Below are 12,792 nucleotides of genomic sequence, written 5' to 3'. Positions count from 1 at the left end.
GGCCAAGCGGACTCGCCATGAGCACTTTTAAGTGCCTGACCCCACGCTCCCGCTCAGCCGCCCGAACCCACCTGACGCGACTGCTGCAGCATCGCCACCACATCCGGATGCCGCCGGTCATAGGCCGCCCGCGCCTCCCGGATCGCCGCCGTCTGCCGTTCCGCCCAGCGCACCAGCGCGATGAAGTGCGCATAGGCCTCATGCCCCGCCTGCGTCAGCCGGTACTCGACCCGCGGCGGCACATCCCCCGTCACCCGCCGCGCCACCAGCCCGTCGCGCTCCATCAGCCTCAGTTTCAGCGTCAGCACCCGCTGCGAGATCTCCCCTTCCGCCGACACCCGCCCCACCAGCCGCTTGATCTCCGCATGCCGCAGCATCCCCGCACTCAGCAGATGCATGATCAGCGAGCTCCAACGATCCCCGAGCGCCGCCGGCACCGTACGCACCGGATCCTCACGTCCATTGCCATGCCGCGCCATGTCCGCCAGCAACCGCGCCACATTCGCCCGGTGCCGCGCCAGATCCATCTCCGCACGATCCTCGTCCAGTCCATCCATCCCGCCACCTCCGCCAGCCGCCCACGCCCACGCCCACGCCCACGCGCCCAGCCCCCCCACGCCCCCCGAGCGTCGGGGCGGGGTACGCGCTTCACGCAGGTCAAGGAGGAGGCGCCCTCCGGGCGCCGGGGGACACGAAGTGAAGCGCGTACCCCGCTCCGGCGCGAGCGCACCGGCCGCCCCCCCGTCCCACCCGCAAGCGCCTCAAAAGCCCCCAGGCACAACAACCCTCATCCTGAGCATCAAGCCCCACCTCACCAAGCCGTCGCCCCCGCATCGATCGCATGATCCGCCGCCGTGATCCAGCTCGACTCATCCGACGCCAGGAACACCGCCAGCCACCCGATGTCCTCCGGCTGCCCCGTCCGCTTCAGCATCAGCTTGCCCAGCACCTGCTCCCGGAAACCCGGAATGTTCTCCATCGGAAACCGCGTCGCCGCCGTCTCCACCAAGGCCGGACTGATCGTGTTCACCCGGATCCCGTGCGGCGCCCCCTCCATCGCCAACTGACGACTCATCGCCAGCACCGCCCCCTTGCCCGCACAGTGCGCCAGCGCCGGCGACAGCGGCAAGGCCATCCGCGCATTCGCACTCGCGAAGTTGATCACGCTCGACCCATGCCCCTTCAGATACGGCCACGCCGCCTGACAGGCCAGGAACACCAGATCCACCTCACCCGTCAGCGTCCGCTTCCAGTCCCGCTCATAGTCCATCTCCTCCAGCCACACGAAAGCCCCGAAGGCCGCCGCATTCACCAGCACGTCGATGCGCCCATGACGCTGCGCCGCATGGTCCATCAGCCGCTTCGCGTCGGCCGGCTGCGTCAGATCCAGCGGATGCAGGCTGTCGATCACCAGATCCTCGGCCGCCGCCGCATCCACCGTCGCCTGCGCCGCCGCCGCGTCGATGTCACAGCCGATCACCCGCGCACCCTGCAGCGCGAACATGCGGGCGATGCCCTTGCCGATGCCGGCCCCGATGCCGGTGACCACCGCCACCTTGCCCGCCAGACGATCGCCCCGGCGGGCCGGCAGATGGGAACTCAGATGCGCTGTCATGTGAGGAGCGTCCTGTCGATGCAGATGAAGAAAGGAATGATGGAATGGGGTGCCGCGCCGCAGGGCCTCCGGCGGCGCGGCACCCCGATGACGCCGTGACCCGTGCAGGCCACGGCCTCAGCCCGGATCGGCCTGGATCAGCAGCCGGCCACCGCTGGCCAGCCGGTGTTCGCCCACCGCCAGGCCGCCCGGCTGCGCCAGCGCCGTGATCGTCACGCCCGGCCGCGCATCGATGCGCTCCAGCGGCGTGCCCGGCGCCAGGCGCACGCGTGAATCGGCCGTCGCCAGCCAGTGGCTGCCGGCGTCCAGCGCCAGCTCCACGTCCTGGACCCGGCCCTGCAACCGGCTGCCCTGCAGGCGCACGCGCATCGCGCGGTCCTTGTCCAGGTGCACCAGGTGGCCCTGCAGCGTGCTGTCCTGCACCAGCGCGCGGATGCCCGGCACCACCGCGCCCTGCGTGCGGGTGGCGAAGGCGTCGTCGTTGGCCACGCCCAGCAGCAGATCGCCGTTGTCGGCGCGCAGCGTCGTGCGGCGCAGCACGATGTCGGCGTTCGCGCTCTTGACCACGATGGCCGCGTTCGTGCTGTGCAGCGTGCCGCCGTCGATGTGCAGCGTGCCCACCTCCTGCGGCTGGCCCATCACGCTGTGGATCATCACCGTGTTGCCGCCCGACTGGCTGACGACGCGGTTGAGGGTCAGGCTGGCCTGGCCGGCGATCACGCCGCCGAAGGTCGGCACCGTCATGCGGCTGTCGTTGAGGATCACCGCCGCACCGTTGTCCGAGTACGTGCCGTAGCCGCTGCGCCGCACGACGATCGTGCAGCGGTCGGCCTGCAGCGTCGCGCCGCGGGCCGCGTCGGTCGACAGCGCACCCCAGGCCTCGGCCTCGATGTGGCTGTCGACATAGCGCACCTTCGCACTGCCGAGGGCCAGCGTGGTGCGGGCCGTGCCCGACAGCCCCAGCGGGGTCGGCGGCTCCATCATGCCGGGGCCGATGCGGCGGGTGTAGCCGCTGGGCAGCGGCCCGCCCTCGGCCACCAGGTGCGAGCGGCGCACCTCCAGCGTGCTGCGGTCGGTGGCCGTGATGGCCGAGGCGACCACGCCGCGCGTGACGATGCGCGCGTCGTGCAGCGTCAGCTGCGCGTCGTCCTTGACCAGCAGACCGGCGGCGATGCCGTCGAAGTCGCTCTTGCCGCGGCCGCGGATCTCGATGCGGGCGCCCTTGAGCGTGGTCTGCCCTCGGCCGCGTACGATCAGGCCGTTGACCTGGTCCCGCGTGGAGACGATGCGCAGCGCCTGGCGGCCATCCTGCCCGCGCACCTGAGCGGCTGCCGCGGGATCCCCGGCGCGCCACTGGCCGTCGACGATCTCGACCACCGGCACCAGCACCACCGGCTCCTGCGGCGGCATCGGGGGCAGGCCGGCGGGCAGCGGCGGGCCCCCCGCCGGGCCACCCGGGCCACCGGGAGCGCCGGGGCCACTGGCCGCACCCGGGCCACCCTGCATCGCCGGCGCCATGGCGCCGCCCGGCGCACCGGGCATGCCCTGGGCGCGCGCGGCCGGTGGCATGACGCTCAGGCTGAGGATGGCCAGCGCCATCGCGCACAGCAGGGAGGACAGCACGGCGGCCGGACGGCGGAGGATCGGTGTGCAGGACATGGCGGGCGGATGGTGTGGGGTTGGGGTGTGGCCGGGCGGCGGCGCCGCCTCAGAGCGGCTTGCGCGGCAGACGGATCGTGGCCGCGCCTTCCTGCCAGATCTGGCCGTCGATCGTCTCGATCCACCAGACCAGCTCGACCAGGGCCTGGCCATCGACGACGGCCTTGGACACCACGCGCGACTGCACCAGCGCGACGTCCTGGCTCAGGCCGTGGGTGTGGACGTAGCGGCCCCTCATCTCGGGCATGAAGGGCGCCAGGCGGTCCAGGAAGTGCTCGGCCCGCGGGTTGGCCGGCACCGGCAGGCCCATGGCCGCGTGGCCCCGCGGGTCCATGATCGACCAGCGGATGTTCTGCAGCCAGCCGGCCTCGCCCATCCAGTGGTCGAGGTGGCGGATGGCCAGATCGCGGCCCATGTAGTTGACCAGCGGGCTGCGCTGCTCACCGTCCTTGTGGATGTCGGTGGTGGTGATGGCGCCGGCATCGGGCGGCGGTCCGCCCGCATGGCCGGCCGGCTGCGGCGGCGTGGCCGGCACATAGCCGGCGCGCTCGCGGGTGCGCCAGATGCCGTCGCGGGCGCCGCGCACCAGGCCGGCGCGCTGGCCGTCATCCAGGATCTCGCGGCGCAGCGTGCGGCTGCCGCCCGAGCCCATGCCCCAGGGCGGCACCGGCGTCACCGAAGCCAGGATGGGGCCGTCCAGCGTCGGCGCCGGCGCGCTGCCCACCGCCACGTCGTCCCAGTAGCGCGGCGTGGCGCCCTGGCGCTGTTCACCGCGCCACAGGCGGGCGATGCGGGCCCAGTCGGCGTCGGTGTAGACGCGGGCCGGCCGGCTCAGCCAGTCCGGCGCCTCCCACATGTCGAAGAAACCGGGGTTCTTCGGCGCCTCGGACGGATCGCGGAACTGGCGCACGCTCTCGGTGACGCGGAAGATCACCTCGTTGACCTTCTCGCCGCGCTGGTTGTAGATGCTGCCCTGCGTGTTGAGGGCCACCGTGCGCTGGGTGGCGCCCTCGGGCGGGGTGAGGTCGATCACCTCGCGCGCGTCGGCCACCAGGTACAGCGTGTCGCCCGGGTGGATCGGGCGCAGCGTGGTCACGCTGTGGTTGAGGTCGCTGACCAGCAGCTTGTCGCGCGCGGCCGGCGGCCAGGGCACCATGAAGGTGTCGTCGTGCGCACCGAAGGTGTTGAAGGCCAGGATGTCGGGCAGGCCGGCGCGTTGCGCGTAGGCCCGGTCATGGCGCAGCGGGTTGTCCGGGTCCACCCGCTGGTTCTGGTAGCGCACCCAGTCCTCGGTGACGCGGATCACCGGGCCCAGGCCGGGGGTGTCCCGGGGCAGCTCGCCGCGCACCAGGCGCTGCACGTCGATCGGGCCGCGCCGCTGCAGCGCGGCGTTGTCGTCCAGGTACTTCTGCACCCAGGCCTGCTCGCGCGGCGTGTAGCGGCCGGGGAAGACCCGCACGTAGCGCTCGGCCTGAGGGGTTGGGGCCGTGGCTGCGGTCACCGCCTGGACGGTGCCGGCGGCCTCGGCGGCGGGCGGCAGGGCCGTCGTGGCCAGGCCCAGGCCGAGGCTCAGCACGGACAGCCAGAGGCCGTGGCGCTGCGCGGCCGGTGGCCGGGCGGGCGCGCCGGGGCGGCCGGTCAGGGGGGACGCGGATGGGGATGCGGACGGGTGCCGGTTCATCATCGCCCCCGTCAGACCGGCTCGACCACGATGTGGCCCGTGTAGCGGCCGGCACGCAGCGGCACCTCGCGGCCGTCGACGCTCAGGCGCAGCCGGCGGCCGGCCGGGGCCTGCAGGCGGGCGCCGTCGGCGAGGTCGAGTACCGTCAGGTGTGAGGGGCCGGTGACGGTCCAGGTCGAGCGCTGCAACCGCACGATCACGCCGTTGTTGATGGCCGGGCCCACGGTGTTGGTCACGCGGCCCAGCCAGGCATGATCGGCCGGGCCGATCTCGGCCTTCAGGTGGCGGGCACTGGCAGCGCTGACGACGCCGGTCAGCGTGCTGTCCTGCAGCGTCAGCAGCAGGTTGGCGCCGTAGGGCCGTGGCGGCTCGGGGCTGGGGCCGTCGGGGCCGAAGCCGCCGCCGATCTGGCGTGCGCGGATCGCGTTGTAGAAGTCGCCGTTCAGCGTCGTCTTCGTGAAGCGCAGGCGCATGTCGGTCGGATGCTCGGCCGTGTTGTCGAAGCCGGGCACCGGCCGCACCGGCTCCGTCGGCTCGCGCCAGACGCCGAGGTTGGCCATCAGGCCGTTGCGCATCACCGGGCCGGGATCGTCGTTGTCGATCGCCTGCAGGATGACGCCGGTGGCCGAGCGCAGCTGGGCACCCTGCGAGCCGTCGACATCGACCGTCAGCGTCGCGCCCTTGTTCAGGAACACCGCGTCGCCGGTCTCGAAGACGGTGGCATCGCGCACCTGCACCGTGGCATCGCCCCAGCTCATCACCGCATGGCGGCCGGCGCGCACCACGCTCTGGCGCAGCGGGATCGCCGCCAGCTCGGCCGCGCCCAGGCCGAGTGCCAGCTCGCGGTCGAGCGCGGCCAGCACATCGGGCCGGCTCGCGCCGAAGACGGCATGGCCGCCGGTGATGATGATGCCGTGCGTGGGCACGTCCATCGTCGTGCCCAGGAAGCGGTTGGTCGAGTTGCCGATCGCGTAGGAGCCATAACCGCTCTCGCCGCGCAGCGTGACGGTGCTGGCGATCGCGTTGAGGTGCGCGTTCTGGCTGGCATCGACCGACAGCACGCCCCAGCCATCGGCCGCCAGGTCCGAGCGCAGATAGGTGGCCACGGTGCGGTCACCCAGCAGATTGGTCGCCCGGTTGTTGCCGCGGATGCCCAGCATCCATGGCGCATCCTTCATCTCGCCGGGGGTGACGTTGCTGACGTAGTCGGGCGGCAGCGTGCCGCCCAGCGCATCGATCCGGCTGTCGCGCACCAGCAGATGGCTGCCGCCGCCGGCCACCACGGCCGTGCGCACCGCACCGTGGGTGCGGATGCGGGCGCCATCGACCACCAGCCGGGTGCGCGCTCCATCGGACATCAGGCCGGCGCCATAACCGGCGAAGTCATTACCGCCGTTGCCGCTCATGTCCAGCTGCAGGCCCTGCACGGTCCAGTCGCCACCGGCGGCCAGCAGGCCGTTGAAGTTCTCGCCGGCCGAGCGGATGTGGGCGCCGGCCAGCGTGCGGCCCTGCACGCGCGGTGCGCCGGCCGCGGCCAGCGCCGATCGGGCCGGATCCAGCCCGCGTTCATCCAGCAGCACGGCCTGGCGGAAGGGGTGGCTCTGCAGCGGCGAGAAGACCACCTCGTGGCGATCGCTGATGGTCAGCACGATGCGGCCCTGGTAGCGGCCGGGGCGCGGCGTGGTCTCCACGCCGTCGACGCTCAGGGTCAGGCTCTTGCCCGGCGGGGCGGCGAGCGCGGAGCCGGCGGCCAGCGTCAGGCTCTGCAGTTCGGTGGTCTGCGGCACGATCCAGGCCTCGCCCGCGGCCAGGCGCGGGTTCAGCCGGGCGGCAGCGATGGCCTCGGGCGGTACCGGGCCCGGCATCTGGGCCTGGGCGACGGTGCTCAGGCCCAGCCACAGGGCCAGGGCCAGGGTGGAGAAGCGGGGTGTCATCGCCAGGGCCACTCTCAGAACTTGGTGTTGAACACCACGCCGGCGGTGCGCGGTGCACCGACCATCGTGTAACCGGCGAAGTTGGCGACCTTGGGCACGTAGTCGGTCACGTTCTTGACGTAGACGTTGAGGCCCCACTTGTCGTCCGCGCTGCGGTAGTTGGCCGACAGATCGGCCTGGGTGTAGGACGGCTGCAGCGTGTAGGCGTTCTCGGTGATCGACACGTACTGCTTCTGCGAGTGGCGGGCATCGGCGCGCAGCGTGACGGTGCCGCCGGTGGCGACCTCGATCGGCAGCTCATAGCCGGCCTTCACGCTCAGCTTGGGGGCATGGGGCAGCGGGTTGCCGGCCAGCGAGTAGGTGCTGCCGTCCGGGTTGGTCTGGGTCAGGTTGCCCAGCGTGGCATCCAGCCAGGTGAAGGACGCGCGCACCTTGCCGGCCTGGCCCGGCAGCAGGGCCTGCGCCTCGGCCTCCATGCCCTGGACGGTCTGCTTGGGTACGTTCAGGAACTGCGCGTGCAGCGTGCCGGTGTCCAGCATCGCGAAGTCCACCGCCTGGTAGTTGCGGTAGTCGTAGCGGAAGACGGCGGCGTTCAGCTGCACCGTGTCGTCCAGCCAGCGGCTCTTCAGGCCCAGCTCCAGCGAGCGCAGCTTCTCGGCATCGAAGGTGCCGCTGTTGCCCGGCAGCGTGTTGAAGCCGCCCGGGCGATAGGCCGTCGACCAGGTCAGGTAGGTCATGGCCTTGGCACCCAGGTCGTGCTCCAGGCCGATCTTGCCGTCGGTCGAATCCCAGTCGCCGACCGAGCCGTCGATGGCGGTCTTGTGGTCGCGCGTCAGGCGCAGGCCGGTGATCAGGCGCGTGCCTTCGGCGACCGGCACGCTGATCTGGCCGAACAGCGCCTTGGAGGTCGTCGTGTCATGGGTGTTGTTCGACGAGGCGCAGGCCGTCGTGCCCAACAGGCAGGTCTGGGCGTTGAGCATGTCGTAGCCATAGGCACCGGCCACCCACTGGATCGGGGACGCGGCCGGCGAGGCCAGCCGCACCTCCAGGCTCTTCTGGCGTGCGACGGCCGGATCGGCGTTGTACTGCTCCTCGCTGCCGGCCGGGCGCGAGCCGTCGTACTTGCGGTAGACCACGCCCGAGGCGTCCTGCCAGCCCGGCAGCACGGTCAGGTTCGCGAAGCCCAGGTTCAGGTCGAGCTGGGCCCACAGCTTGGTCCCCTCGTAATCCTGGTAACCGACCTTCTCCAGACCCGGCGTGGTCGGGTGGACGACGGCCTGCAGCCGGGTCGACGAGCTGTCCCAGTTGGCCTGCGGGATGAAGCCCGGGCCCTTGCCGCCGAGGTGGATGCGCTCGGCGCCCAGCACCAGGCGCAGCGTGTCGTCCGGGCGGTAGAGCAGCTTGGCGCGGGCACCGCTGGCCTGGGCGTCGTTGAAGCCGTCGCTCAGGTAGCCGTCGCGGCTGATGCTGGCGCCCGACAGGCGCAGCGCCAGCGTGTCGGACAGCGGCAGGTTGAAGCCGGCCTCGGTGCGCATCAGGTTCTGCGAGCCCAGCTCCAGCGAGGCATTGCCCTGCTGCCTGCCCAACACCGGATCACGGGTGACGTAGTTCAGTGCGCCGGCGGCCGCATTGCGGCCGTAGAGCGTGCCCTGCGGGCCGCGCAGCACCTCGACCCGCTCCAGGTCGAAGAAGCCGAGCGTGTTCATCTCGGCGCGGAAGTTGTAGATGCCGTCGTAGTTGGTGGACACGGCCGATTCGCCCATGCCCGGCGGCAGGTCGGAACCGATGCCGCGCACGGCGATCACGTTGCCGCGGGCCGCACCCTGGACCTCGACGTTGGAGACGTTCTTCAGGATCTCGCTGCCGCTGCTCAGACCCTGCTGGGCGATCTCGGTGCCGCCGACGGCCTGCATGGCGATGCCGGTCTTCTGGATGTTGGCGGCGCGGCGCTCGGCGGTGACGGTGACGGCCTGCAGCTGGCGGCGCGGCGCGGAGGCCGACTCCTGCGGGGGGTCGGCCGCATCCTGGTTCTGGGCCAGGGCGGGCAGGGCAGGGGCCAGCAGGGCGCAGGCCACGGCCAGGCTGAGCGGATGGAAGGCGGTGCGCGGACGGTCGGTGCGGAACATGGGCGGGTACCTCGATGCGGGTCTGGGCGTGGGCCGTGGCAGCCTTGTGGTCTCTCGGGTGCAAGGCCTGCATCACGTGTCGCTCATGGTGTCCGCAAGCTGTCCGGGCGTCCTCAGGGTAGGCCCTGCGGGATCGGTAAAAGCAGGTTAAGACCGGCGCGATCGCCTTCGGCGAGACATGCCTGACCTGCAGGATGAGGTGACGCGATCGCAGGCCCGTGTGGCGACCGTCCACGCCGCCGATGCGCGTCACGCGGTGCGGCCGGGCCACGGCAGGCGCAGTGCGGCCGTCAGGCCACCACCGGTGCGCGGCTGCAGCCGCAGATCACCGCCATGGGCCTGCAGCGCCCGGGCGGCGATCGACAGGCCCAGGCCATGGCCGGCACCACGGCCCGTGGGTGCCGCCGCGCCGCCGCGCACGAAGGGCTGCAGCACGGCGGCGCATTCCTCGTCGCTCAGGCCCGGGCCGCGGTCGGCGATGTGGATGCACAGCCAGCGGCCGGCCGGATCGAGCTGCAGGCCGACATCGACCGGCTGGTCCGGCGGGCCGTGCTTGAGCGCATTGCGCAGCACGTTGTCGACCGCGCGGCGCAGCAGCTCGGCGCGGGCGTGCAGGCGCCAGTGCGTGGCAGGGGCCTGCCAGCGGATCGTGTGGCCGCTGGCCTGGGCCTCGAACTGCGCATCCTGCACCACGCGGTCGATCAGGGCGCCGATGTCCACCGGCGCGGCCTCGGGCGGGCAGGGGCCGGCCTCGATGCGGGCCAGCGTCAGCACGTCGCTGACCAGCGCATCCATGCGGGCGATCTCGCGCTCGATGCGGGCGACGGCGCGGGCCGGATCGGATGGCTGGCGCTGCAGCAGCTCGCAGGCCACCTGCAGCCGGGCCAGCGGTGAGCGCAGCTCGTGGGAGACGTCGTGCAGCAGCCGCTGGCGCGCCTGCATCAGCTGCTGCAGCTGCTGGGCCATGCCGTCGAAGTCGCGCGCCAGGCCGGTGAACTCGTCGGCCGGACCGGCCAGCGCGGGCGAGATGCGGGTCTCCAGATGGCCGGCCGCGGCGGCCTGGAAGCCGGACCGCAGCAGGCTCAAGGGCCGTGCCAGGCGCCAGGCCATCACGGCGCTGATGCCGCAGGCGCACAGCGCACCGGCCAGCAGCGGCATACCCAGCGACTGGCTCAGACGCGGAGGCGTCGGCGGCAGGTCGATCAGGCCCGGCAGCAGCCGGGCGAACAGGTGGATGCCCAGGCCGGTGCCGATCGACGTGCACCAGCAGGCGGCCAGCATCTTCCAGAACAGCTGGTGGGGCCAGCGTGGCGATGGGCGCGCAGCGCCGGATCCCGCCGCCAGCGGGTCAGTGCAGGCGGACGAACTGGTAGCCCAGCCCGCGGATGGCCCGGATCCAGGGCTGGCCGTCGGCGGCCGGTCCCAGCTTGTGGCGGATGGCGCTGAGGTGGACATCGATGTTGCGGTCGTAGGGGCCGACCTCGCGGCCGAGGGCGCGGCGCGACAGCTCCTCGCGCGAGACCACGCGGCCGGTGGCCTCGGCCAGCACCTCCAGCAGGCTGAACTCGGTCGGCGTCAGGCTCAGGTCCTGGCTGCGCCAGCAGGCGCGGCGCTGCTCGGGCCACATCACCAGCTCACCGGTGCGCAGCACGCGCTGGGGCGCCAGCACCGGCAGATCGGGCTTCAGGCGCCGCAGGATGCTCCTCACCCGGGCCGTCAGCTCACGCGGCGAGCAGGGCTTGGTCACGTAGTCGTCGGCACCGGCCTCCAGGCCCTCGATGCGGCAGGCGTCGTCGCCGCGGCCGGTGAGCATCAGCACCGGCACGCTGCTGCGGGCGCGGATGCGCCGCAGCACCTCCTGCCCGTCGAGCCGCGGCAGCATGCCGTCGAGCACCACCAGCGCGTAGTCGCCGTCGAGGGCGGCGCGGGCGCCCTCGGCACCGTCATGCACCGCCTCGACGTCGAAGCCCTCCTGTGCGAGGTACTCACCGATCAGGTCGGTCAGGTCGTGATCGTCATCGACCAGCAGCAGCCGGGTCATGGCCGCATCCGGCGCTCAGCGGCGACGGCCCAGCAGACCGATGGCCAGGGCCAGCAGGCCGAGGCCGACCAGGACCCGGCCTTCAAGGCCGATGGCCAGCGCGCGGGCGCCGCCCAGTTCCTTCTCCAGGCCGACGATCAGGATCGGGTTGACGAACATGCCGAAGAACTGGGCCGACTGGTAGGCGCCGATGCCCACGCCGCGGCGCGAGACCGGCAGCTCCCGCATGTTCCAGGTCACCATCGTGGGCAGCAGCACGCCGCAGCCCAGGCCGTTGAGGAAGCCGGCGGTGGTCATCGTCGTGTAGTCGGCCGCGCCCTGCATCATCATGAAGCCGCCACCGGCCACCAGGCAGCCCAGCGTGAGCTGCAGCGGCACGCCCACGCGCTGGGCCAGGCCCCAGCCGAACAGCAGGGTGCCGGCGATCACGCCCAGGCTGTTGATGCCGTAGGCGATGCCGATCTGCGCCGGCGACTGCACGCCGATGGCGCCGAACAGGTAGCCGAAGTGCACCGGCACCGTCAGGAACACGATGCCCAGCACGACCGCCAGCACGCAGATGAAGCCCAGGCGGCCCGGACGGAAGGACATGCTGTCCTGCTCGACCTGGGCGGCCGTCATGTTGGCGCGGGTGTGCGGTTCCCACAGATAGAGCGCCATCAGCGGGGCCAGGATCAGGCTGATCGCGAACACCGCATAGGGCGCGCGCCAGCCGTACTCGGCCACCATGCCACCGACGTTGTTCAGCAGGAAGGCCGAGGTGGCGGCGACGGTCGTCTGCAGCGACATGTAGCGCTCACGTTTGGCGCCGTCGTAGTAGTCGCCGATCATCGTCGTGCTGACGGTCATCAGGCAGGCCTCGAGTGCGCCGAGCGCGAAGCGGCTGGCGATGATGGCCATCAGCGAATCGAGGTACAGCGGCGCCGTGCCGATCACCGCATACAGCGTGACCGAGCCCAGCAGCAGCGGCTTGCGGCCGACGCGGTCGGCCAGCTCGCCGACGAACACGCTCAGGCCGGCCATCATCAGCATCGGCGCCGTCATCGTCAGCGGCACCAGGTAGTCGGCGCCGGGCACGTCCTTGAAGTGGGCCTGCATGGCCGGCATGCTGGGGCCCAGGATGGCGGTGACCAGGACCGTCAGGCTGGCCGTCAGCAGCAGCAGCGCGGCCTGGATGAAGCGGGGTTCCCGCATGGAGGCCCCCGTGGCGGAAAGGGGGCGTGTCATGGTGGTGCTCATCGATGTCTCCTGCACGGTGGGGCCCGTGGGCCTCTTGTTCCACCGGCGTGTGCGCGCGGTGGTGTTCGGTGACGGAATTCTGCGGAAGGCACCGGGCGGCGTGAAATCGTTTCGCCCGATGCCCGGCATCGCGGTCGGTCATGGACCGACCGGGTTTCTCCTCATTCCACCTTGAAGGTGAAGTCCTGGATGGCGATCAGCTCGACATCCGGCGGCGTGGTGCAGCCGTAGGCGGCGGCCGCGCGGCGCACCGCCGCATGGAACACGCGCGGACCCGACAGGATCTGCACGCCCACCACCTTGCCGGCCTTGATGCGCAGCTCGGCCTTCACCGTGCCGCTGATGCCGTCCTCGATCGCCTGGTCGGGCACGGTCGGTGGCACCTGCTTCGGGCAGGCCACCGCGATGTCGGCCTTCTGCGGTGCGGCGGGGGCCGGTGCGGGCGGCGGCGGGGCGGGGGGTGCCGGCGCCGGTGGTGGCGGGTTGGGCACGGCCGG

11 protein-coding genes are annotated in these 12,792 nt (G+C 72.1%); 1 reads left to right on the top strand and 10 read right to left on the bottom strand.

Going from position 1 to position 12,792, the window contains the following annotated elements; translation table 11 throughout:
* Window positions 1–53: 53 nt before the first annotated feature.
* The 9 genes from AACH11_RS21560 to AACH11_RS21520 form a co-directional block, all read right to left on the bottom strand.
* Complete coding sequence (locus AACH11_RS21560) at window positions 54–557, bottom strand: winged helix-turn-helix transcriptional regulator (protein WP_341376340.1); 504 nt, start codon at window positions 555–557, stop codon at window positions 54–56.
* 254 nt (window positions 558–811) lie between these two features.
* Window positions 812–1,615: an SDR family NAD(P)-dependent oxidoreductase gene (locus AACH11_RS21555; RefSeq protein WP_341376339.1), complete on the bottom strand. Its 804-nt coding sequence runs from the start codon at window positions 1,613–1,615 to the stop codon at window positions 812–814.
* A 117-nt stretch (window positions 1,616–1,732) separates the two neighbouring features.
* Window positions 1,733–3,274 (bottom strand): hypothetical protein, encoded by a 1,542-nt coding sequence (locus tag AACH11_RS21550; RefSeq protein ID WP_341376338.1) that lies wholly within the window; start codon window positions 3,272–3,274, stop codon window positions 1,733–1,735.
* A gap of 49 nt (window positions 3,275–3,323) precedes the next feature.
* Window positions 3,324–4,955 (bottom strand): hypothetical protein, encoded by a 1,632-nt coding sequence (locus AACH11_RS21545; protein WP_341376337.1) that lies wholly within the window; start codon window positions 4,953–4,955, stop codon window positions 3,324–3,326.
* A gap of 11 nt (window positions 4,956–4,966) precedes the next feature.
* Window positions 4,967–6,901: a hypothetical protein gene (locus tag AACH11_RS21540; RefSeq protein ID WP_341376336.1), complete on the bottom strand. Its 1,935-nt coding sequence runs from the start codon at window positions 6,899–6,901 to the stop codon at window positions 4,967–4,969.
* Window positions 6,902–6,903: 2 nt separating this feature from the next.
* A complete protein-coding gene (locus tag AACH11_RS21535) occupies window positions 6,904–9,015 on the bottom strand; it encodes a TonB-dependent receptor (protein WP_341376335.1) in 2,112 nt (703 codons plus the stop codon).
* Between the two features lie 249 nt (window positions 9,016–9,264).
* A complete protein-coding gene (locus tag AACH11_RS21530; RefSeq protein WP_341376334.1) occupies window positions 9,265–10,296 on the bottom strand; it encodes a sensor histidine kinase in 1,032 nt (343 codons plus the stop codon).
* Between the two features lie 67 nt (window positions 10,297–10,363).
* On the bottom strand, window positions 10,364–11,056 hold the full coding sequence (locus AACH11_RS21525; protein WP_341376333.1) for a response regulator transcription factor: 693 nt from the start codon (window positions 11,054–11,056) through the stop codon (window positions 10,364–10,366).
* A 15-nt stretch (window positions 11,057–11,071) separates the two neighbouring features.
* The gene (locus AACH11_RS21520) at window positions 11,072–12,283 is read right to left on the bottom strand and encodes an MFS transporter (protein WP_341376332.1); all 1,212 of its coding nucleotides are present in this window, start codon (window positions 12,281–12,283) and stop codon (window positions 11,072–11,074) included.
* Between AACH11_RS21520 and AACH11_RS21515 the strand changes: the two genes are divergently transcribed.
* A complete protein-coding gene (locus tag AACH11_RS21515) occupies window positions 12,282–12,470 on the top strand; it encodes a hypothetical protein (protein ID WP_341376331.1) in 189 nt (62 codons plus the stop codon). The genes AACH11_RS21520 and AACH11_RS21515 overlap by 2 nt on opposite strands.
* Here the strand turns inward: AACH11_RS21515 and AACH11_RS21510 are convergent.
* A partial coding sequence (locus AACH11_RS21510; protein ID WP_479725259.1) for an energy transducer TonB occupies window positions 12,457–12,792 on the bottom strand: 336 nt, incomplete at its 5' end. The two genes, AACH11_RS21515 and AACH11_RS21510, sit on opposite strands and share 14 nt — an antisense overlap.

This window comes from Pseudaquabacterium rugosum, from assembly GCF_038066575.1.
GTDB classification, from domain to species: domain Bacteria; phylum Pseudomonadota; class Gammaproteobacteria; order Burkholderiales; family Burkholderiaceae_C; genus Pseudaquabacterium; species Pseudaquabacterium rugosum.
The sequence above is the reverse complement of the archived record's forward strand: the minus strand, read 5'-3'. Positions and strand labels throughout refer to the sequence as shown.